Source organism: Desmonostoc vinosum (genome assembly GCF_059505385.1).
This window is the reverse complement of sequence record NZ_JCACKM010000041.1, coordinates 1-19973: the sequence shown is the minus strand read 5'-3', so window position 1 is coordinate 19973 and position 19973 is coordinate 1. Positions and strand designations below refer to the sequence as shown.

The 19973-nt window shown below is 44.9% G+C and carries 28 protein-coding genes; 2 read left to right on the top strand and 26 right to left on the bottom strand.

The window, feature by feature from the left end; translation table 11 throughout:
* Positions 1-45 precede the first annotated feature (45 nt).
* The 20 genes from AC5JMF_RS06965 to rplC form a co-directional block, all read right to left on the bottom strand.
* Complete coding sequence (locus AC5JMF_RS06965) at positions 46-600, bottom strand: adenylate kinase (RefSeq protein WP_495794974.1); 555 nt, start codon at positions 598-600, stop codon at positions 46-48.
* Positions 600-1913: a preprotein translocase subunit SecY gene (gene secY / locus AC5JMF_RS06960; protein ID WP_495794973.1), complete on the bottom strand. Its 1314-nt coding sequence runs from the start codon at positions 1911-1913 to the stop codon at positions 600-602. Before secY ends, AC5JMF_RS06965 begins: the two co-directional genes overlap by 1 nt.
* 73 nt (positions 1914-1986) lie before the next feature.
* Positions 1987-2430, bottom strand: a complete 444-nt coding sequence (gene rplO, locus AC5JMF_RS06955) for a 50S ribosomal protein L15 (protein ID WP_495794972.1) — start codon at positions 2428-2430, stop codon at positions 1987-1989.
* A 107-nt stretch (positions 2431-2537) separates the two neighbouring features.
* Positions 2538-3065 carry a 30S ribosomal protein S5 gene (rpsE, locus tag AC5JMF_RS06950; protein ID WP_495795006.1) on the bottom strand — a complete coding sequence of 176 codons (528 nt, stop codon included), beginning with the start codon at positions 3063-3065 and terminating at the stop codon, positions 2538-2540.
* A 142-nt stretch (positions 3066-3207) separates the two neighbouring features.
* Positions 3208-3570, bottom strand: coding sequence for a 50S ribosomal protein L18 (gene rplR / locus AC5JMF_RS06945; RefSeq protein ID WP_495794971.1), 363 nt, complete (start codon positions 3568-3570; stop codon positions 3208-3210).
* Between the two features lie 2 nt (positions 3571-3572).
* Positions 3573-4121 (bottom strand): 50S ribosomal protein L6, encoded by a 549-nt coding sequence (gene rplF, locus AC5JMF_RS06940; RefSeq protein ID WP_495794970.1) that lies wholly within the window; start codon positions 4119-4121, stop codon positions 3573-3575.
* Positions 4122-4192: 71 nt separating this feature from the next.
* Positions 4193-4594, bottom strand: coding sequence for a 30S ribosomal protein S8 (gene rpsH / locus AC5JMF_RS06935; RefSeq protein WP_495794969.1), 402 nt, complete (start codon positions 4592-4594; stop codon positions 4193-4195).
* 21 nt (positions 4595-4615) lie between these two features.
* Entirely contained in the window at positions 4616-5164 is a 549-nt protein-coding gene (gene rplE / locus AC5JMF_RS06930) for a 50S ribosomal protein L5 (protein WP_495794968.1), read from the bottom strand.
* A gap of 149 nt (positions 5165-5313) precedes the next feature.
* Complete coding sequence (gene rplX, locus AC5JMF_RS06925; RefSeq protein WP_495794967.1) at positions 5314-5667, bottom strand: 50S ribosomal protein L24; 354 nt, start codon at positions 5665-5667, stop codon at positions 5314-5316.
* Complete coding sequence (gene rplN / locus AC5JMF_RS06920) at positions 5667-6035, bottom strand: 50S ribosomal protein L14 (protein WP_495794966.1); 369 nt, start codon at positions 6033-6035, stop codon at positions 5667-5669. The genes rplX and rplN overlap by 1 nt, the downstream gene beginning before the upstream one ends.
* Before the next feature lie 48 nt (positions 6036-6083).
* Positions 6084-6332 carry a 30S ribosomal protein S17 gene (rpsQ, locus tag AC5JMF_RS06915; protein ID WP_495794965.1) on the bottom strand — a complete coding sequence of 83 codons (249 nt, stop codon included), beginning with the start codon at positions 6330-6332 and terminating at the stop codon, positions 6084-6086.
* A 6-nt stretch (positions 6333-6338) separates the two neighbouring features.
* Positions 6339-6566, bottom strand: a complete 228-nt coding sequence (gene rpmC, locus AC5JMF_RS06910) for a 50S ribosomal protein L29 (RefSeq protein WP_495794964.1) — start codon at positions 6564-6566, stop codon at positions 6339-6341.
* A gap of 3 nt (positions 6567-6569) precedes the next feature.
* The gene (gene rplP / locus AC5JMF_RS06905; protein WP_495794963.1) at positions 6570-6995 is read right to left on the bottom strand and encodes a 50S ribosomal protein L16; all 426 of its coding nucleotides are present in this window, start codon (positions 6993-6995) and stop codon (positions 6570-6572) included.
* Between the two features lie 107 nt (positions 6996-7102).
* Positions 7103-7867, bottom strand: a complete 765-nt coding sequence (gene rpsC, locus AC5JMF_RS06900) for a 30S ribosomal protein S3 (protein WP_495794962.1) — start codon at positions 7865-7867, stop codon at positions 7103-7105.
* A 52-nt stretch (positions 7868-7919) separates the two neighbouring features.
* On the bottom strand, positions 7920-8279 hold the full coding sequence (gene rplV / locus AC5JMF_RS06895; RefSeq protein WP_495795005.1) for a 50S ribosomal protein L22: 360 nt from the start codon (positions 8277-8279) through the stop codon (positions 7920-7922).
* A gap of 87 nt (positions 8280-8366) precedes the next feature.
* Complete coding sequence (rpsS, locus tag AC5JMF_RS06890) at positions 8367-8645, bottom strand: 30S ribosomal protein S19 (RefSeq protein ID WP_495794961.1); 279 nt, start codon at positions 8643-8645, stop codon at positions 8367-8369.
* A gap of 78 nt (positions 8646-8723) precedes the next feature.
* On the bottom strand, positions 8724-9587 hold the full coding sequence (gene rplB, locus AC5JMF_RS06885; protein WP_495794960.1) for a 50S ribosomal protein L2: 864 nt from the start codon (positions 9585-9587) through the stop codon (positions 8724-8726).
* Positions 9588-9668: 81 nt separating this feature from the next.
* Complete coding sequence (locus tag AC5JMF_RS06880; protein WP_495794959.1) at positions 9669-9983, bottom strand: 50S ribosomal protein L23; 315 nt, start codon at positions 9981-9983, stop codon at positions 9669-9671.
* On the bottom strand, positions 9976-10608 hold the full coding sequence (gene rplD, locus AC5JMF_RS06875; RefSeq protein ID WP_495794958.1) for a 50S ribosomal protein L4: 633 nt from the start codon (positions 10606-10608) through the stop codon (positions 9976-9978). Before rplD ends, AC5JMF_RS06880 begins: the two co-directional genes overlap by 8 nt.
* A gap of 230 nt (positions 10609-10838) precedes the next feature.
* Complete coding sequence (gene rplC / locus AC5JMF_RS06870; RefSeq protein ID WP_495794957.1) at positions 10839-11474, bottom strand: 50S ribosomal protein L3; 636 nt, start codon at positions 11472-11474, stop codon at positions 10839-10841.
* A gap of 903 nt (positions 11475-12377) precedes the next feature.
* Here rplC and AC5JMF_RS06865 point away from each other — a divergent pair.
* Positions 12378-12854 (top strand): NAD(P)H-quinone oxidoreductase subunit N, encoded by a 477-nt coding sequence (locus tag AC5JMF_RS06865; RefSeq protein WP_495794956.1) that lies wholly within the window; start codon positions 12378-12380, stop codon positions 12852-12854.
* 84 nt (positions 12855-12938) lie between these two features.
* Here the strand turns inward: AC5JMF_RS06865 and AC5JMF_RS06860 are convergent, their stop codons facing one another.
* Positions 12939-13397, bottom strand: a complete 459-nt coding sequence (locus AC5JMF_RS06860) for a hypothetical protein (protein ID WP_495794955.1) — start codon at positions 13395-13397, stop codon at positions 12939-12941.
* A gap of 259 nt (positions 13398-13656) precedes the next feature.
* A complete protein-coding gene (locus AC5JMF_RS06855) occupies positions 13657-14484 on the bottom strand; it encodes an ABC transporter permease (protein ID WP_495794954.1) in 828 nt (275 codons plus the stop codon).
* A gap of 230 nt (positions 14485-14714) precedes the next feature.
* Here AC5JMF_RS06855 and AC5JMF_RS06850 point away from each other — a divergent pair, with 230 nt between their 5' ends.
* Positions 14715-15254, top strand: a complete 540-nt coding sequence (locus AC5JMF_RS06850) for a DUF3172 domain-containing protein (protein WP_495794953.1) — start codon at positions 14715-14717, stop codon at positions 15252-15254.
* A gap of 77 nt (positions 15255-15331) precedes the next feature.
* On the opposite strand, the gene AC5JMF_RS06845 is transcribed toward AC5JMF_RS06850, so the two are convergent.
* From AC5JMF_RS06845 to AC5JMF_RS06830, 4 genes are all read right to left on the bottom strand, one after another.
* Positions 15332-16189, bottom strand: coding sequence for an AMIN domain-containing protein (locus AC5JMF_RS06845; protein ID WP_495794952.1), 858 nt, complete (start codon positions 16187-16189; stop codon positions 15332-15334).
* A gap of 102 nt (positions 16190-16291) precedes the next feature.
* Positions 16292-16801, bottom strand: coding sequence for a hypothetical protein (locus tag AC5JMF_RS06840; protein ID WP_495794951.1), 510 nt, complete (start codon positions 16799-16801; stop codon positions 16292-16294).
* Positions 16801-18987, bottom strand: coding sequence for a cation:proton antiporter (locus AC5JMF_RS06835; protein WP_495795004.1), 2187 nt, complete (start codon positions 18985-18987; stop codon positions 16801-16803). Before AC5JMF_RS06835 ends, AC5JMF_RS06840 begins: the two co-directional genes overlap by 1 nt.
* A 264-nt stretch (positions 18988-19251) precedes the next feature.
* Complete coding sequence (locus tag AC5JMF_RS06830) at positions 19252-19686, bottom strand: hypothetical protein (protein WP_495794950.1); 435 nt, start codon at positions 19684-19686, stop codon at positions 19252-19254.
* Positions 19687-19973 lie beyond the last annotated feature (287 nt).

The window sequence follows — 19973 nt, the reverse complement described above, 5'->3', positions numbered from 1 at the left end:
ATCTTCTTTTAGCAGCCTGCTCTTTACCCCATTCCCTCTATCAGTTTAAGAAGCTATGACATTTTGCAGTTTGGTGGTGACTTCTTCTAGGGACTGATTGCCATTGACCATGAGCAGTTTTTGGCGATCGCGGTAATAATCAATCAGGGGTGCAGTTTCGGCGCGGTATACTTCTAGGCGACGACGAATTACCTCTTCGGTATCATCTTTTCGTCCTCTAGTGAGTAAGCGTTCTACTACAACCTCATCTGGAACATCGAGGTTGACTACTTGTTCCCCACCTTGGTGCGTTTTTTCTAGCAACTCTTCTAGGAAAGCTGCTTGTGTCACCTTGCGGGGAAAACCATCAAGAATCCAACCTGAATGAGCATCGGGTTGTTCTAGCCGCTCCTGTACCAAGTCCTGAACTAGCTGGTCAGGGACTAATTCGCCGCTATCTACATAGCTTTGAGCTTTTATCCCTAAAGGAGTTTGCTCTTTCATCGCCTGTCTTAAGATTTCCCCGGTAGAAATGTGGGGAATATGTAAGTGTTGGGCTAAGGTCTGAGCTTGAGTTCCTTTACCTGCTCCAGGTGGCCCCAAGAAGATTAATCGCGTCACTATTGTTTCACCATTCCTTCATATCGCTGAGAAATTACGTAAGTTTGAATTTGCTTAGCTGTGTCAATTGCCACACCAACTATGATTAACAAAGAGGTAGCACCTATGCCTTGAAAAGTCTTCACAGGCAAATTGCTTTCAACAGCTGTGGGGATAATGGCGACTAAACCCAGAAATAATGCACCCAAAAAGGTGAGCCGATTAATGACGCGCTCGATATACTCGCTGGTAGCTTTACCAGGACGAATTCCAGGAATACTAGAACCCATTTTTTTCAAGTTCTGCGCCACATCAACTGGGTTGACAATTAAAGAAGAATAGAAGTAGCTGAAGAAAATAATTGCAATAAAGTAGACCAAGCTATACAGCCAAGAGTTGGGGCCGTTGGGACTGAGATAGTTGTTAACAATCTTCGTCACCTCTGGGTTTTTGGTCACATTGGCAATTAGTGATGGCAAACTGAGGATGGCAGCAGCGAAAATAATCGGCATGACGCCGCCTTGGTTGAGTCGCAGGGGCAAATAACTGCGTTGCTCTGCTAAAACTCGTCTACCTACCTGACGACGAGCGGAAATAATCGGGATCCGACGAATGCCTTCTTGGACGAACACAATCCCGACAATTGTCGCGAGGAATAGTAATACTAATACAATGACGCTACCAACAATTTCTCGACCACCAGCTTGTACCAATTCGATGGTGTCACCCAGAGATTTCGGTAATGAAGCGACAATGTTGATAAAAATCAACAGAGATGCGCCATTACCGATACCGCGTTCGGTAATTAATTCTGATGCCCACATCACGAACATTGAACCTGCTGTGAGTGCGATCGCTGTCTCCGCCACGAAGACTGGGCCTGGTTTTAAGGCGAATTGCTGCAAGAACAGTGCCGAGAAAGCTACACTTTGAATAATTGCCCAACCTAGAGACACATAGCGGGTAATTTGTGATATTTTACGTCTACCTGCTTCGCCTTCGTTTTTCTGTAAATTTTCTAAAGAAGGAATTGCGGCAGTCAGCAATTGGATAATAATAGACGCATTGATGAAGGGCAAAATTCCCAAAGCAAAGACACCCAAAGTGGAAAGTCCCCGCCCGGAAAAGATATCCAACAAACCGAATATGGCATTATTGCTGGAAATGGCTTCGGCAAATTTAGTTCTATCAATGCCAGGCACTGGTAAGAAAATGCCTAAGCGAACCAAAATTAAAATACCGACGGTAACAAGCAGCCTACCTCTTAGCCCAGCTGCTTGAGCCATCTGCATAAAAGTTTCTTGAGCCGTTGGGGCTTTATCTCGACTGATCATAGAGTGCTACCTTTATAGTGAACCAGGCGCTGGCAGCGAGTTGGCTAACATCTAAGTGCGCTGTGCTGGCTCACTATAAGACTTCACAACTCCCACCAGCTGCCTCAATTTTGCTACGAGCTTGGCCTGTGAAAGCTGCTGCTTGCACCTTGAGCGGGACGCTCAATTCCCCATTACCTAAAATTTTCAACGGCCCTTTGACAGCAGTGATAATACCTGCGGCTTTTAGGGAGGTGAGAGTTACTTCTGTATTAGCAGGGAGGGAGGCTAGCTTCTCTACATTAATCGTAGTGTAATTCTTGCGATTAACGACTGGAAAGCCCTTCAACTTGGGTATGCGGCGGTACAATGGCTGCTGACCACCTTCAAAACCTGGTCTGGTACTGCTACCAGAACGAGATTTTTGACCCCGCATCCCTAAACCAGCGCTGGCACCTTGACCAGCAGAAATGCCTCTACCTACACGCTTACGGCGTTTTTTTGAGCCTTTTTGAGGCTTAACGTCATTGAGTCTCATAAGCCAAACATCAGTTATCAGTTACTTGTACTGAGCTAAGTCGAAGTATTCAGTTGTCAATTGTCATTTGTCTCGGCAAAAACTAAAAATTGAGAACAAATGACTACTTAAATGTAGAGATTTTCAATAGCGATACCCCGGTCTTCGGCGACTTCGGCAAAGGTACGCAGTGTAGATAAGGCGTTGACTGCGGCTCTGGCGTTATTGAGTGGGTTATTAGAGCCGAGTTGCTTGGCTAGGACATTACGAACTCCTGCTAATTCCAACACAGTTCGCACTGCGCCACCAGCAATTACCCCAGTACCGGGTGCGGCTGGTCGCATGATGACTTTAGCACCGCCACCGACACCATCAATGGGGTGGGGAATCGAGTTGGATTTGGTGATGGGGATGTCAATGAGATGTTTTTTACCGTCGGCTACGCCTTTTTTGACGGCACCAATTACATCTGAGGCTTTGCCTACACCAACACCAACTTGACCGCGTTCGTTGCCGACGACGACAATTGCTCGGAAGCTGAGTTTTTTACCACCTTTAACTACTTTACTGACACGCCGGATCTGGATAACCCGCTCTTGCCAGGTTGTTTCTTCTTTCTTGGCGCGATTTGCTTTACGACGACCACCTGTTGCCATAATTAATGCTCTCTTAATGTCATGAGTCATTGGTGAGCTAGTGCGGTCTTGGGGGTTTTCCCATGAGCAACTAGCGAACCCGTAGGGTCATTAGTCATTAGTCATTTGTTTGCTATACAAAGGACAATTGACTATGGACAATTTAGAAATCTAAACCGGCCTCGCGTGCGGCTTCGGCTAGCGCTTTGATGCGACCGTGGTATAAGTTGCCACCGCGATCAAAGACTACTTTGGTGATGCCTTTTTCTAGCGATCGCGCTGCGATCAATTTACCAACTTGCACCGAGGCTTCACAGTTCGAGCCTGATGTGATGGTCGATTTCAACTCTGGCTCTACGGTCGAGGCTGCTACTAATGTATGATGTTTTGTATCATCAATCACTTGAGCATAAATATGCTCGTGGGAGCGAAATACGGCTAACCGGGGACGTTCTGGGGAGCCGACGACTTTACCACGAACGCGTCGATGGCGACGTTGTTTTGATTCTCTGCGAGTAAGTTTCATTTTTACTTCTTACCACTCTTACCTGTCTTACCAGCTTTACGTCTCACCACTTCGCCGGCATAGCGGATACCTTTACCTTTGTAAGGTTCGGGTGGACGAACAGCACGAATTTTAGCGGCGGTGTTGCCGACTAATTCTTTGTCAAAGCCACTAACAATGACGTTGGTGTTATTTTCTACGGCAAATTGCACACCTTCGGGCGGAGCAATTTGTACCTGATGGCTGTAACCCATGTTCAAAACTAGGTTACGCCCTTGAACTTGTGCCCGATAACCAACGCCTTGAATTTCTAAGCGGCGTTGAAATCCTTGGGAGACTCCCTCTACCATGTTGGCGACTAAAGTCCGGCTCAAACCGTGCAGTTGTCTTGAGGTACGGGTATCATCCCGACGGTTCACTAGTAATGTTTCCCCTTCTTGGGAGACTATAACGGCCGTGGAGAGGTCGCGCGAAAGTTCCCCTTTCGGGCCTTTCACCACTACCTTAGTGCCATCAATCGCCACTTGTACTTTAGCGGGAATAGTAATTGGACGTTTACCAATACGAGACATGATCTTTTTTGTCCTTTGTTTGTTATTTGTCGTTTGTTATTTGTCTTGCACTAATGACAAATGACTAATGACTACCAAACGTAGCAAAGTACTTCTCCACCCAAGTTTTGACGCCGCGCTTCGCGGTCTGTCATGATGCCACTGGATGTGGAAATAATGGCGATACCGATACCACCTAGTACTCTGGGTAATTCTTTTCTATTGGAGTAAACGCGCAAACCAGGCTTACTGACTCGCTTTAAGGCGGTAATCAGAGGCTGGCGATTCTTACCCTTGTATTTCAAGGAAATCACCAAGTTACGCTTTATACCTTCTCCTGCTTCTTCAAATTCAGTGATAAACCCTTCTTCTCGTAGCACTTTAGCAATACTACGAGTCATTTTTGTTGCTGGCACTTGTGTAGTTTGATGCCGTGCCATGTTGGCATTGCGGATGCGCGTCAGCATATCTGCAATTGTGTCGTTAGCCGCCATCGTTCCCTCTATTAGATGAACTTATTGATCGCGAAAGGGCATTCCCATTTCCTTAAGTAAGGCGCGGCCCTCTTCGTCGTTTTTTGCTGTGGTGATGATAGAAATATCTAGACCACGGATTTGATCGATGCTATCGTACTCGACTTCTGGAAAAATTAGCTGTTCTCTTACACCCAGAGTATAGTTGCCGCGACCGTCAAAACTTTTGGGGCTGATGCCGCGAAAATCTCGAATTCTCGGTAGTGTCAAACTAATAAGTCGGTCGAGAAAGGCGTACATCTTCTCGCCTCTGAGCGTTACCATAATGCCGACAGGCATTCCTTGACGAATTTTAAAGCCTGCGATCGCTTTTTTTGCCCGTGTCACTACTGGTTTTTGACCTGTGATCAGCGCAATTTCGTTGATGGAAGCTTCTAGTGCCTTGGCATTTTGGGCAGCTTCCCCCAAACCTCGGTTAATAGTTACTTTGAGCAACTTCGGTACTTGATGAATGTTGGTGTATTGAAACTGATTAGTGAGCTTGGGGACGATTGTCTCTTGATATAGGCTTTTAAGTCTTGTTGTCGCCATAGTTTTTTGTCCTGTTTATCCCTGGTCTTGGTCAGGGAACCTTTATTTGTCTTACCCTTCGGGAAGCCACCCTCTGGGTGTCTATGTTATTTGTCCTTTGTCCTTTGTCAATAATGACAAATGACCAATGACCAATGACTAATAACTACTTATTTATCCAGAATTTCGCCAGTTTTCTTGAGCATCCTCACTTTCTTGCCTTCTGGGGTGAAGGTGTAGCAAACACGACTAGCGACGTTTTGCTTCGTGGAATAGAGCATGACGTTAGAGCTGTGGATGGGAGCTTCCTGAGTAACGATTTTACCTGATTCCCCTTCTTGCTGGGGTTTGACGTGCTTAGTTTTAATGTTGACGCCTTTGACGACAACTTTACTGAGTTGGGGAAGTGCTTTGATGACTTCACCAACTTTGCCTTTGTCTTTACCGGCAATCACTTGTACGGTGTCACCAGTTTTGACATGCATTTTATGGAATACTTTGGGTGTATTCTTTGTGGTTGCCATTACAGCACCTCCGGCGCCAGAGAAACGATTTTGGTAAAGTTTTTGTCGCGCAATTCGCGGGCAACAGGGCCAAAGACGCGTGTACCTCTGGGATTACCGTCTTTGTTGATGATGACTGCGGCGTTATCGTCAAAACGAATAGTCATACCGCTGTCTCGGTGGATATTGTGGCGGGTGCGGACAATCACAGCTTCCACAACATCGGATTTTTTTACAGCCATGTTGGGTTGAGCATCTTTAACAACGGCGATAATTTTGTCACCGATGAAACCGTAACGTCTGTTACCTGCGCCTAAAACGCGGATGCACATGAGTTTCCGGGCACCGCTGTTATCTGCGACATTGAGATAGGTCTGGGGTTGAATCACGATTTGTCTCCCTTATGGTGGTTGTTAGCAAACTAACAACTATGAGTTTTAAACAGGTTTGACGGTAAGGATTTCTGTAACTTGCCAGCGCTTGGTTTTACTCAGAGGTCTGGTTTCCTGAATCCGCACGCGATCGCCCACTTTGCATTGATTATCTTCATCGTGAACTTTATAGCGCCGGGTTTGAACTACAATTTTGCCGTACTTGGGGTGAGGAGCGCGGTTTTCCACGGCGACTACTACCGTTTTTTGCATTTTATCGCTCACTACCAAGCCAACGCGTTCTTTGACTGCCATAATCTCCTACTTTTCTTCTGTGGGCGTTTGACTTACAGCCCGTTGACGTTCTGCCTCTACTGTCAATAGCTGGGCAAGGCGATGGCGGGCGTGGCGAAATAGGTGAGGTTTTTCTAATTGTCTGGTTGCTTTTTGCAAGCGCAACTGAAACAGTTGCTTTTTAGTGGCGACAATTTCCTCAGCCAGTTTTTCGTCACTTAATTCTCTAGCTTCTGAAATCTTGGGAAGAGGCATAACCTACTCCTGCTCCTGCGGTTGAGTCCGTGCAATGAATTTGGTTTTAATTGGTAGCTTAAATGCAGCCAAGCGCATTGCTTCACGAGCAGTTTCTTCCGAAACGCCAGCGATTTCAAACAAAATTCGCCCTGGCTTAACTACAGCTACCCAAAACTCTGGTGAACCTTTACCAGAACCCATCCGAGTTTCTGCGGGACGCATGGTAACAGGTTTATCTGGGAAAATCCGAATCCAGATTTTGCCACCCCGGCGGATATAACGGGTCATAGCTCGACGTGATGCTTCTATTTGTCGAGAGGTAATCCAAGCGGGTTCTTGAGCTTGGAGGGCAAAATCACCAAAGCTTAGGGTACTTCCACGGTGGGCTAGACCCTCCATCCGTCCGCGCTGTTGTTTGCGGAATTTAGTTCTTCTAGGACTTAGCATGACTAGGTACTGGGGATTAGGGATTAGGGATTAGGGATTGGGGATTAGGGATTGGGGATTGGTTGAAATTCTTACCCACTCCCCAGTTCTCAGTCCCCAGTCCCCGTTTACCCTTCATTTGATCGATCTTCAAATTGCTGGCGACGGCGTTGTTGTTGACGGCGGCGGGGTTCGCGTTCGCGTTCGCGGGTGGCGGTGGGTGGCGGTGGAGTTTCTTCCTGTCCTGGGATGATTTCTCCTTTGAATACCCAGACTTTAATGCCCAGAATGCCGTAAACAGTCTTGGCTGTGCAGTAAGAGTAGTCAATGTCAGCCCGTAGGGTATGTAGAGGTACTCTCCCTTCACGAGTCCACTCTGTCCGGGCAATTTCTGCGCCGTTGAGCCGACCGCTAACTTGAATTTTGATGCCTTGAATCCCGGCGCGTTGGGCGCGTTGAATTGCTTGGCGTACTACTCTTCTGAAGGAAACGCGGCGTTCCAATTGTTGAGCAATATATTCGGCAATCAGATAAGCATCGGCGTCAACTCGTTGGACTTCAACGACGTTAATGCGAATTTGGCGATTGCCACCTAAGAGTTCTTGGAGTCCGGTACGTAATGCTTCTATACCTTGTCCACCACGACCTACGACTACGCCTGGTCTAGCTGTGCGAACTTCTAAGTCGATTTGGTCGGCTTTGCGCTCAATTCGCACTTCGGAAATCCCGGCGTTATTTTGAGCGAGTCTACCGAGCTTTTGTTCTATATATTTACGGAGTTTGTGGTCTTCTTGGAGTAGTTCTGGATAGCGGTCAGGAACAGCAAACCAACGGGATTGATGTTCGTGTGTAATACCCAAGCGAAAACCAACTGGATGAATCTTCTGTCCCACAAATGCTTCCTCTAAAAATTTCTGACTTTAGGCATTTTTTGTGTAATTTTACTTATTCAGCAGCAGCATCAGCGGCTACAGCGAGAGTAATGTGACACGTCGGTTTGCGAATTTGGTAAGCGCGACCTTGCGCTCTGGGTTGGAATCTTTTCAGGACTGGCCCTTGGTCGGCGTATGCTTGGGTAATCACGAGTTGAGTCCGGTCTAACCCAGCGTTGTGTTCGGCATTGGCAGCGGCGCTTCTGAGCAACTTTAATACTGGTTCAGTGGCGCGATAGGGCATAAACTCTAGTATGATCAGTGCTTCGCGATAGGATCGCCCCCGAATCTGATCGAGTACACGACGCACTTTATAGGGTGACATGCGGATATAACGAGCGATCGCTTTGACTTCATTAGTATCAGTAGCCATAATTTTCTCCTTGTCATTTGTCATTCGTCATTTGTCATTCGTCATTTGTCAGCTACAAAGGACAACGGACAAAAGACAAAGGACTAATTACCTACCTGCTTTTTTGTCACTTTTGCCATGACCCCTATAGGTACGTGTGGGAGCAAATTCTCCTAATTTATGTCCTACCATTTGATCGTTGACAAACACTGGAACGTGTTGACGCCCGTTGTGAACAGCAATGGTATGACCAACCATTTGGGGTAATATTGTCGAGGCTCTCGACCAAGTTTTAATTACTTGTTTTTCGTTTCTCTCGTTTAGCTTTTCAATTTTGCTGAGCAAATGGTCGGCAACGAAAGGCCCTTTTTTAAGTGAACGACCCATAGTTAGAAAGTTTTAAGTTTACAAGTTGTCAGTTTTGAGTCTTGAGTTGGGTTATTGGACTCAGCACTCATCACTGAATTAAGACTCACGACCACCACGACCGCGTTTAGACGATTTGCGGCGACGACGCACAATCAATTTACTGCTGGCTTTCTTGGGTTTGCGTGTTTTAGCACCCAAGGCTGGTTTACCCCAAGGTGTAACTGGGCCTGATCTGCCGATGGGGGCCCTACCTTCACCACCGCCGTGTGGGTGGTCAACTGGGTTCATGACGCTACCTCTGACCTTGGGACGGCGACCTTTCCAGCGGTTGCGACCGGCTTTCCCGGCGCTCAAGTTTCTGGCGTCGGTGTTGCCTACTTGCCCAATGGTGGCGTAGCATTCGCGCCGAATCATGCGGACTTCACCAGAGGGTAGCTTGAGGGTTACATAATTGCCTTCTTTTGCCACGACTTGTGCAGTCGCACCAGCAGCACGCACAATTTGACCGCCTTTACCAGCAATCAATTCTACGTTATGTACGCTAGTACCCAAGGGGATGTTTGCTAGAGGTAAGGCGTTGCCATCTTCAATGGGCGACTCAGGGCCAGCAATAATTTTTGTCCCCACTTTCATGCCGTTGGGCTGGAGGATATACCGCTTCTCGCCGTCCTCATAAACTAACAGGGCAATGCGAGCGTTGCGGTTGGGATCGTATTCAATTGCTGTGACTGTGGCTGGGATATTACGCTTATCTCTTTTAAAGTCGATAATCCGGTAAAGTCTTTTATGTCCGCCACCGCGGCGACGGCTAGTAATTCGCCCTTGGTTGTTCCGACCTTTGGCACGGTGTAGCCCGACCGTTAACGATTTTTCCGGCTCGGTTTTGGTGATTTCTGCAAAGTCGGAGATTGTGACTTGGCGTGTGCTGGGGGTATAAGGGCGATAAGAACGAGTACCCATATTTTTAAGTTTTGAGTGCTAAGTTTTGAGTACTAGTTACTGAGTGCTAAGTTTGACAACCCATGACTCGTAACTTTAAAATTAGAGTTCTGGGAATAGAACCTGTCTAATTTTTTCTTCGTCCCCAGGCGCGAGTGTGACAATAGCTCGCTTGTATTGGGGTTTATAACCGACAAATTTACCCACGCGCCGCTTCCGACGCGGGGGAATTGCTGTATTAATTTTTACAACCTTTACTTGAAATAAGTCTTCGATCGCAGCTTTGATTTCTGGCTTTCTGGCTTTGAGAGTCACTTCAAAGGTGTACTTATTTTGCTCCATCAAAATAGTCGCTTTCTCAGTAACGATGGGGCGACGGATTAAATCAGGAAGGTTGCGGGGGTCGAAGTTAGTCACTGTAGACCTCCTTAATTTTCTCTATGGCTGATGTTGTAATGACAACTTTGTCAGCGTGCAACAAATCGTAGACGTTTAATTGATTAGCAGCAATTAGCTTTAAATTCTCGATGTTACGGGCTGACAAATATACGTTTTCGGGAAATTCAGACAAAATTAACAGTGTCTTGTTTTCTGGTGCTGCGCCCCAACGAGCTAGTGCTTGTACTAATTCCTTAGTTTTGGGACGGGATAGTTCGTTACTAAATTCTTCTACCACAATCAAATCGTCAGCACGACCGACAAATGCTGTCCGTAGTGCTAGGCGTCGTTCTTTGCGGTTCATTTTCAGTTCGTAGTCTCTGGGTTTGGGGCCAAAGATCACACCACCACCGCGCCATAACGGTGAACGGATAGAACCAGCACGAGCGCGACCAGTACCTTTTTGTCGCCAAGGTTTGCGGCCGCCGCCTCGGACTTCGGAACGAGTTTTTGTACTGGCTGTTCCTTGGCGAGCATTGGTCGTTTGGCGTACCAAGGCTCGATGCACGATATGTGCTGCTGTTTCTTCTTTAGCAGTTCGCAACTCGAAGGAAGTTTCTCCGACTTGCTCGCCTTGCCAATTTTTAATTACACTTTCAACCATGTTCGTTTTTTGTACTTTGTGAGCTAGCGTGGTCTTGGGGGTTTCCCTGATGAGCAACTAGCGATCTTCGCAGCGTCAAGCCTACGGCATAGCTTCGCTTAGAGCGACATAGGAGCGTCACTTGTCGGGTCAGTTGTCTTTGTCATTTGTCAGCCAATGACTAATACTTCGGCTCCTTTCGACTCCGCTCAAGGCAAGCCGCTCAGTACAAGTGACTAAGTGACCAATGACTATTTACCAACTTTGTTTGCTGGCATAATATTCAGCAATGCACCTGGCTTACCGGGCACGGCTCCCTTGATTAACAATAGGTTGCGATCGGCGTCTACTCGCACTACTGTTAATTTCCGAATGGTGACGCTAGTACCACCCAAACGCCCCGCCATCCGTTTACCTGGATAAACACGTCCTGGCGTTGTCCCAGCACCGATGGAACCTGGCGCTCTGTGGTTCTTGGAACCGTGTGACATGGGCCCTCGGCCAAAGTTGTTGCGCTTTTGGTTGCCTGCAAAACCGCGACCGATGCTTGTACCGCTGACGTCTACAATTTGACCTGCACTAAAAATATCTGCTTTAATCTCTTGACCCAGAGCATAATCACCAGAGGTATCGGTACGATACTCGTTGAGGTGACGTAATGGTGGGGCAGAGGATTTTTTTAAGTGACCGAGTAATGGTTGGTTAAGCGCCTTTGGTTTGACTTCGCCATAGCCAACCTGAATGGCGGAGTAACCGTCGGTCTGTTTCGTTTTAACTTGTGTAACGGTGCATGGACCTGCTTGAATCACGGTGACAGGAATCGCTACTCCTGCCTCGTCAAATACTTGGGTCATGCCCAGCTTGGTGCCGAGAATACCTACTGACACAGTAACTGGTTCTCCTTATCTACTTGCTGACCTTGGAATCGGACTCTAGAGAATACGCTTGAAAGCGCTATCTATAAATTTGGGGTAGACCCCGAATTAGGAGCGGTCTTATACCGTTCCATACTTATTTGGACACAAATAATCAATTGTGTCCGCGCTGCTGGGTGACTTTGTTCACTTTCAATCACTAAGTCACCAGAACAGCTAAAATTTCCTTTACCTTGAAAAGGAGTAACCTCTCGAATCAATGCAAGGCGCTACAGCTTGACGCTGCGTGCAGCAATGCTCATATCCAAGCAATTGCTCTGGCACTTCTTGTTTGTAGTGGGACTTAAGCAGTTTTTACCACTCAGTATCCTTTAACTGAGACTGATGCAATGCTATGAAATCAACATTATCGCTCAGTTTCTACTTCACTGATCACCCTAAACTATCGTCTAAGGTTTTACCTACTTTTTCAGGGGTTTCAGGAGGAAGTTGACTTTTTGCTTTGTGGCCAGTCTTAATTTTAGACCACAAGTTTAGTAGTTGACCTCAAGGATTCTCTAGTTTACCAGCCTCCTACCAGTTTCAGCTAGTTTTTTTCCATTTGGAACTAAGTCATCAAATTTTGATGCTTAGGCTAGCTAAAGAAATGGCAATGAAGACGCAACTTAATTTCCATGTTTGGTCACAATCTAATAATATATATCATCTATTTGCTATTGTCTACAAATTTTTTAGGATTTAACGAACTGCCGAGGACGCCGAGGAAGGAGTAGGGAGGTGATTTTTTGCGCTTTCGTTGGCGATTTGGGGGGGAGTGCGAAATCATAAATCTAATTCATAAGTTAATTGTTGAACTTAAGATGACGATTCACGGTAAATAATAGAGATATCTGAGTGGGATACGACAAATAATTTATGGCACTAATTACCACTGGCAATGCTTTCATTCGCGACTTGGAGAAATTTGGCGCTCTTGGTGTGTATGTACCTCTAGAAGGTGGTTTTGAGGGTCGGTATCAACGTCGACTACGTGCCGCTGGTTATACCACTCTCCACATGACTGCTAGAGGATTGGGTGATGTGGCCGCTTATTTGACAGGAGTTCATGGGGTGAGACCTCCTCATCTTGGTAAAAAAAGTACTGGTAGTGGTGCGGCGGTAGGGTATGTATACTATCTACCACCAATCGTTAGTTCGCATGTAGAACAGCTACCACCAAAGTCTCAGGGACTGGTCTTGTGGATTATTGAAGGGCATATTCTTTCCAATCAGGAACTTGAGTATTTGGCGAGTTTGCCGAGTTTGGAACCACGAGTCAAGGTAGTGATTGAGAGAGGTGGCGATCGCGCTTTCCGTTGGACATCTCTGGAAAAAACTCTGTTGGCTAGTTAGTCATTTGTCCTTTGTCATTTGAAATAATTTATAGAAGGCGCGATTAATCGCGTCTTTACTTTTGTTAGACGCAATTAACCGCGTCTAAAAAGCGACGGGGTAGATTAAATCAAATTCCCGGTAGATAATTACACGACAGGAGTCGGCAGGATTTTCTAGTAATTCGTAATCTAAACCGCCTGTAATTTGTGTTACTGGTCGCTTCAGAGGTTTCTCAAATTGATGCCACTCGCGGTTACTCCACTCGAAAACTGCGGCGTCTACTGTGTTTTGTAATTCTGAGCCTAAGAGGAAAAGCTCAAGTTTATCTTTGGTGCTACCAGTCATGAAAAATCTCAGGGAAACTGACTGGGTAATCTGTGGTCTGGGTTCGTTTGCTGCTAGGGTGGTGCAGTTTCCTAGCTGAACATCATATGACTGAAACTGTGGATTTTCCTGCTGCTGCATGTATTGTTCCACCTCGCTAAGGCGATCGTCTAGATGCGGCAATAGTCCTAGCTTGGCATCGGTTAACAACTGGCGAATATTAGAAGGTTGAGTCATTACTGGGTTTGTATCCACTTACCCAGTCAGATTATCGTTTTGTTGACCCCTTGCAAGATAAACTTTGGAAAACTTTGTTTGTTGCTAGTTAACTAGTTCCGTGGGTTTAAGTCTCCCGGTTCCATAATCGACAAGTTTTGTGTTGGGGTCTGTCTGAACCTTACGGCAGTCAGTGTCACTGCTGACTGCTTTTCTCTAGCCTTTTAGTCCAAAGTCCAGAAACTGAATTACGAATTACGAATTACGAATTACGAATTATTTAATCTTGCTGATGAGCAAATTTATAACCGCCCCAAAGAGAAAGGGCGATCGCTGTTACTAGCAAAATCGGTATGCTGTACCAAGGAAACTGAGACAATGGCAAGTGAGCAGCAGCACGCAATCCAACGCTTGCGTAGGTTAATGGTATGAGGTAAACTACAACTTTGAGGGCAGCTGGTAATGTACTAGGGTCAAAAAAAGTAGCTCCTAAAAAGGACATAGGAATGATAATAAAATTGTTGTAGAGTCCTACTGATTCGAGCGATCGCACACTCAACCCCACAATTACCCCTAAACCAGCAAATACAGCACAATTCAGCACTAGCAAAACTAGAAATAACGGGCTGAGAAAGTTCCAGTTACCTGTTAACACTACTGCTATCAAAATCACGCAACCAGCAGTCATCAACCCCCGCACTACTCCCCCAATCATTTTGCCGAGATGTAATGCCAAAGGATGTATGGGAGTTAACAAGATTTCTTCAAATGTTTTTTTAAACAGTCTGTCTCCACAAATCGAAAATGTCGTACCACCAAAGCTAATCGTCATTGAAGACAGCGCGATCATTCCTGGTAATATAAATTCCAAGTAGTTGTCATAATCATTACTAATTCCTGAGCCGGGTTGAATTGAATTACCTAAACCTAAGCCAAAAGCTAAAATATATATCAGTGGAGATACTAAGCCTGACGCAGCAATTGGTAACAATCTTATACGTAACTCTAGCCAATCTCTCCAAAAAATAGTCAAACTATCAGCAAGGAGGGTTTGAAATTGCGAAGTTTTTAACCTTTTGCCCAAGTGTAGCGCTCTACGATTTATCACTTACTTTTAGCTACTCATCAAATTTTTATTAAAAATTAATTTACATTGTTTGAGACCTTAATTACTAGGGGCGATCGCAGCAAAACATTTAGCTAATCTGCTATTTTTGTCATTTAGTAGTAATATTGCCAAGAAAGTGGCAGACAATTTCACTCAAGAATCGGCATACTGAAAGAGGGAGATAACCTTAAACCACTCCCTGCCATTGGCGTGAAGGTGATTCAACAAAAATGAGACGTAAATCTACTGGTAGATCAGCTACTACTTCTAAACCCTCTACTTTTCAATCCCCTATGTTTAACACCATCACCATCGCAATTTTGGCGGGGGTGTTTATTTTGGGTATTGGAATTGGTATTGCTTTTAGTTCTACAACCACGTTAAGTCCATCTAATGTGGCTTCCCGTGAATTCATTGATACCAAAGCACCGAACCCTGAGATTTGTGTGCAGTATGGAGCTAGCGCGATGGTGATGGACGCTAGACTGTTCGTAACTCTCAACCCATTTAATGTTTATGTTGCTCAGCCAAGTATGCGTCCTGGCTGCGTTATCCGTCAAAATAACTGGGCACTCTTGGAACAACGCAAATTAGTAACATCAGATCAAGTAAGAGATTGTAAGAATCGTCTGAATACCTTCGGCTTTACAGGTAATTTAGACAGTGAAAATCCTGATATTAGGTGTATATATCAAAACGAAGCTGCTCAAAACTTCTTTACATCTCAACCAGGAGCAGTTACAGCGCCTCAAGAAACGGATAGGTTTTAGGGTTGGGGAATTGGGAAGGGGACAAGAGGACGCAAAGAAAATTTCCCCTCATCCCCCCACTCCCCACTCCCCACTCCCTACTCCCCATTCTTAGGCAGTGGTTGACCAAATTCAATTACTTGAGGATTAGGAATATTAGATGGGTTGTCGGGGGTTGTTGGGACTGGTAATTGCGGTTGAATAGGAGGAATATTATTTGAGTTACTGGAATTACTGGGTTGAGTGGGGAAAGTAGGTGGTGGAAGAACAGAGGCGGGTTGTTGAGCAGGTTGACTAGGGGTTAGGGGGGGTACAGTTACAAAAGGCTGCTGTTGTGGATTGGTTGTTGTTGGAGGTAGATTGTTTGATGAAGGTGGAACTGTGAGTAAGGGCTGTTGCTGGTTATTTGGGTTATTGAGTGGCTGTGAGTTATTGTAGGTTGGCTGAGGTTGCTTTTGAGATGTAGGTGGAGAGGATTGAGGTTTTACAGGATTAGTGGATTTTTTAGCGATAATAGGACGTAATATCCAGCGAGTGTGATTTTTTTTGGAAACAGGTTGGAGTTGCACCTGTTTTGGATCTAAAACAGTTCCTGGTGCTAAATCTAGAACCATGCGAGTAACATCGGTTTTTAATTGAGAAACACGAATTCTCTGAATTGCTCCCGAATAATTTTTTTGGGTAGGAACATAACCCAATTTGGTATTTGGTATATCTACAACCAAACGAGGGGGTTGGGCAAGGTAAAAGTAGGTGGGGGTTGTGCCTGCTGAGAGATTAACTTCTAGTAGTAGTGCTTTGGGATTGAAGTGCCACTCATTGAGTTTGGCAACTGGTACGCCGGCACTAGTGCTAGCAGTGGCGATCGCAGTGAACAAGCTAAACAGACTTACACCCCACAGCGGGTTGTATAATTGGCAGAATTGCCTAGTCCTTGTCCTTTGTCCCTTGTCCATTGTTTTGAACCTTTATTGTGTTGAGCCATAAGACATGTTTCGGCAATGGTAAGAGCGTATGGGGCTAATTACCAATCACTAATTTACTATTCTTAATTTTCGTTAATGCTTGTTTGTATTCTGAGATTTTTCTTGAGAATTTTGGGGTGTGGCGGTAAATCCTAAAGTGCGTGGGATAGCATTGATGATTATTTTACCTGTTATATCTCCTTTATCTGCTAGTTGCATTTGCATTGTGGCTGATTTTAAAGGAGTATCCTGAGATTTAGTTGCAAAACAAAAAATGGAACTGTCAATTTTTCCAGATAAACTTAATTGTTGATTTTTAAATATGCCTGTAAGAGTCAGATTTTTTTCGTTCTCTGCGTTGGTGTTTAACGGTAATAGTGAAGCATTTAAATAAATACCCGATTGCTGAATATTTAACATTAATTTGTCTGATTTTTCACAGTTTGGTAACTTTTCAATTAGCGTGAGACGATAGCGATCGCTAATCATGGGAGAAGCTTGAAGATGATTTTCTCCATAGGCAGTTACAGCTTTAAATAACAGCAGAACTGACCCTATTGCTACTCCATAGAAAGTCAATGATTTGAAGTTGAAATGATTCATTAAAGTACTGGATTTCCTTGTTGATTAACTTCAGGAAGTACGGCGGCTAAATGAGATGTGATTTGGCTGTAGCGGCGGGTGATTAGCAGTGAAGAACGGCATTGAATGGCTAATGCATCTGTGTAGCGTCCTAATGTTTGACGTTCGATACCCCAAGCGCGGCTAGTACCTGCAATGGTGAGATCAACGTTTTCTGAGGCTGCAACTACGGCTTGGATTGGCTCTGGAGCTTCGATGACTTTGATTTCAATGCGATCGCGTACACTAGTTGGCAATTGTCCAATCATCGTGTGCTGCTCGTAACTCAGTTCATCTTTCAAAATATTTTCGGTGATTACCTGTAAGACTTGTAGTGTACAAGTTTCGCAGTTGATGAGCAATCTGAGGGCTAGTATCAGTGCTAAATCATCATGGATATTTGCAGAATAGGGTACTAATAAATTTTCTAAACGCTCATTGCCCCGATCTACAAACACTGCTACATCTACTGGTGCAGTACCAAGAATTTGTCCGACTCGTCCACCTAAGCGATTGTTGCTAAAAGCTGGACGATGCCATCCCACAAGAATTAAATCTATGTCTTCTAGTGCGGCAATCTGTGCTGTTTCCCGCGCTACATTACTGGATGTACGAACGATAGGATGTACATAAGGGTGTATTGTCGGCGGTTGTAAAGTATTAATCAAATTTTCTAGCTGCTGGCGACGTTGGTCAATCAAGCGGTTCGCTTCAACTGGAGTACTCTCAAAAGCGTAGTCTTCTTCAAATTCAATTAAGCTAAGGGGATAAACGATCGCAGGTTGTTGAGTATTAAGAGCGAGCTTGACCGCTAACTGTACCAAACCTTGTTGGCTATTGGGATTCGCTACTGGCACTAAAACGCGGTAAGGACGGACATGAGATTCACCATCAGCTGTGATACCGATGGCTTGTTGCTTTGGTTCTGGTTCAACCATATCTAGCTTGATGAGCTTTTTGGGATATGTCCATTCCAGTAGTGGCGAGGTCATAAATGTTGTCACCAAAGCCATAATTACCAGCATGGTAAATACTAGTGGTGAGATTACCTTTAATTCTAGACCGATGTTTAAGACTATCAGCTCAGTCAAACCACGGGTATTCATCAACCAACCCAGTGCTGAGGCTTCCCGTTGACTGATGCCACTGACACGAGCTGCTACATAAGTACCAATATACTTACCTGCGATCGCCACTGCCAAAACTAATCCACACAATAGCCATAATTCGGGACGATTAAGTAAGCCAATCTGCGTCCGCAGACCACTGTAAGCGAAAAACACTGGCAGCAGAAATATCAGCACAAAATCTTCCGTCTTTACTGCCAATTCTCTAACTAAATCTGCGTTCTTGGGCATTGCGGCCCCTAATAAAAATGCTCCAAAAATTAAATGAATACCAATGAATTCGGTGATGAGTGCAGATGCTACCACTGCCATATAAATCACAGCTAAAACCAGTTGGCTGAGGCGTCCGGTTCGTTGGTAGTGGGTGGCAAGACGTTGGAGAAACCAGCGTCCTACAGTCAGCATCAAGCCAATATAGACTATACTTTCGATGATTGTGGGTATTGCACCAGCAAAGTCACCAGTTCGAGCTACGGCGATCGCTACTGCCAATACACACCATGCTGTCACATCATCGACCGCTGCACAAGTTAACGCCAACGTCCCCAAGCGTGTTCCTTGTAAGTTATTTTCGGTAATAATTCGCGCCAACACTGGAAAGGCAGTAATCGACATCGCTGCTCCCAAAAATAAGGCAAAGGCGGTAAATGATACACTTGCATTGGAAACTAAAGGATACAGTAGTACTGCTAGTAAAGTTCCTAAAGAAAAAGGCACCAAAATGCTGACATGAGACGTTAGAATCGCTACTTCTAATTGATTGCTCAGGTATTTTGGATTGAGTTCTAACCCAATCAGAAACATGAAAAATATCAGTCCTACTTGGGACAAAACATTCAGAAAAGGAATAGTTTCTGGTGGAAACAAGATAGCTGCTGCATGGGGAGCAATCAACCCAAATAAAGATGGGCCAAGCATAATCCCAGCGACAATTTCACCAATTACTAGTGGTTGTTTAATTGACCGGAATGCCAGCCCTACCAGCCGTGACAGTCCAATAATAAACAACACCTCAACCAGAACAAGAACAACTGTGTGCATGGTTTCCTCTACATTGACTATCTGGTTTCCGTTATCTAAAACCTGCTCAAAGTTATTCAACAATACTCTTTTCTATGCTAGATAACTAAAAATACGGTTGGTTGATTGCTTTCTTCCTTGCGTCTTTGCGTCTTTGCGTGTTAACGAAGCGGGGCGTAGCCCGGTAAAAAAGATTTATGCAAGAGGTCTATTAAATTAAATTGTTTGTGCTAGTAATAAGGTGCGTTAGGCAAATCCGTAACGCACCCCATAAAATCCTATTTTTTAGAACCACTCTCCACCGCGAAAACGCCACCGGATAAATATAATCCGCATGAGACTTTGAGAAATCAGGAAAACTGCTAGCCACACAACACTATAGTGTAAGAGAAAATCTGTAACTGATAGTTCTTCCTTGGGTAGAGGTATTGGTAAGAAACCAAACAGTTTAATTCCACAGAAGACAAAAATTAGTTCCCAAATACCAGCTGAAAGTTGATAAGCTGCGGGCCAATCTCTGTCCCAACGGAATTGTTGTATGTAGATATAAACTACATCCCAAATTAAGCCAAAAACAGCAATATAGCCGAGTATCCAAAAATAGACTGAGTTAGCGCCGGAACCAATCAAACCCATGGCAAAGGGTAAAGAAACTAGTACACCTACAGTTGCTAGTAATAATAATCGAGTTTGCCAGCGACCAAATAAAGTTGGTGTCATAAAAAAATTAACTGAGTACTGAATAAAAGAGTATGAGAAAAACAGAATTTTTTCTAGAGCAGTTGCCAACTGACTTAATACCAATTCGTAATTCGTAATTCTTCAGAGGGAGTGGCGATGTGGGAGTAGGGAGTAGGGAACCCACGCCTTAAGGCGTGGGATTGAAGTAAGGACGCATTGTGCCTCGTTGCAAGCAATCTCAGCACAAATCTTTTCCTAACAGTGGGCAATGCCCACAAAAGACAGTTTTTAATGTTTTTGTATCCCTACTCCCTACTCCCTGTTTT

Coding starts and splice junctions, on each gene's coding strand:
- rpsS (WP_495794961.1), bottom strand. CDS start 8,645: ATGGGTCGTTCACTTAAAAAAGGGCCTTTCGTTGCCGACCATTTGCTC.
- rplO (WP_495794972.1), bottom strand. CDS start 2,430: ATGAGACTCAATGACGTTAAGCCTCAAAAAGGCTCAAAAAAACGCCGT.
- AC5JMF_RS06860 (WP_495794955.1), bottom strand. CDS start 13,397: ATGACTCAACCTTCTAATATTCGCCAGTTGTTAACCGATGCCAAGCTA.
- AC5JMF_RS06835 (WP_495795004.1), bottom strand. CDS start 18,987: ATGCACACAGTTGTTCTTGTTCTGGTTGAGGTGTTGTTTATTATTGGA.
- rpsQ (WP_495794965.1), bottom strand. CDS start 6,332: ATGGCAGTCAAAGAACGCGTTGGCTTGGTAGTGAGCGATAAAATGCAA.
- rplB (WP_495794960.1), bottom strand. CDS start 9,587: ATGGGTACTCGTTCTTATCGCCCTTATACCCCCAGCACACGCCAAGTC.
- rplV (WP_495795005.1), bottom strand. CDS start 8,279: ATGGCTACTGATACTAATGAAGTCAAAGCGATCGCTCGTTATATCCGC.
- rplP (WP_495794963.1), bottom strand. CDS start 6,995: ATGCTAAGTCCTAGAAGAACTAAATTCCGCAAACAACAGCGCGGACGG.
- rpsH (WP_495794969.1), bottom strand. CDS start 4,594: ATGGCGGCTAACGACACAATTGCAGATATGCTGACGCGCATCCGCAAT.
- rpsE (WP_495795006.1), bottom strand. CDS start 3,065: ATGGCAACAGGTGGTCGTCGTAAAGCAAATCGCGCCAAGAAAGAAGAA.
- secY (WP_495794973.1), bottom strand. CDS start 1,913: ATGATCAGTCGAGATAAAGCCCCAACGGCTCAAGAAACTTTTATGCAG.
- rplD (WP_495794958.1), bottom strand. CDS start 10,608: ATGGTTGAAAGTGTAATTAAAAATTGGCAAGGCGAGCAAGTCGGAGAA.
- AC5JMF_RS06830 (WP_495794950.1), bottom strand. CDS start 19,686: ATGACACCAACTTTATTTGGTCGCTGGCAAACTCGATTATTATTACTA.
- rplX (WP_495794967.1), bottom strand. CDS start 5,667: ATGGCAACCACAAAGAATACACCCAAAGTATTCCATAAAATGCATGTC.
- AC5JMF_RS06865 (WP_495794956.1), top strand. CDS start 12,378: ATGGCACTAATTACCACTGGCAATGCTTTCATTCGCGACTTGGAGAAA.
- AC5JMF_RS06840 (WP_495794951.1), bottom strand. CDS start 16,801: ATGAATCATTTCAACTTCAAATCATTGACTTTCTATGGAGTAGCAATA.
- AC5JMF_RS06845 (WP_495794952.1), bottom strand. CDS start 16,189: ATGGACAAGGGACAAAGGACAAGGACTAGGCAATTCTGCCAATTATAC.
- AC5JMF_RS06850 (WP_495794953.1), top strand. CDS start 14,715: ATGAGACGTAAATCTACTGGTAGATCAGCTACTACTTCTAAACCCTCT.
- rpmC (WP_495794964.1), bottom strand. CDS start 6,566: ATGCCTCTTCCCAAGATTTCAGAAGCTAGAGAATTAAGTGACGAAAAA.
- rplF (WP_495794970.1), bottom strand. CDS start 4,121: ATGTCTCGTATTGGTAAACGTCCAATTACTATTCCCGCTAAAGTACAA.
- rplE (WP_495794968.1), bottom strand. CDS start 5,164: ATGGCGACAACAAGACTTAAAAGCCTATATCAAGAGACAATCGTCCCC.
- rplR (WP_495794971.1), bottom strand. CDS start 3,570: ATGAAACTTACTCGCAGAGAATCAAAACAACGTCGCCATCGACGCGTT.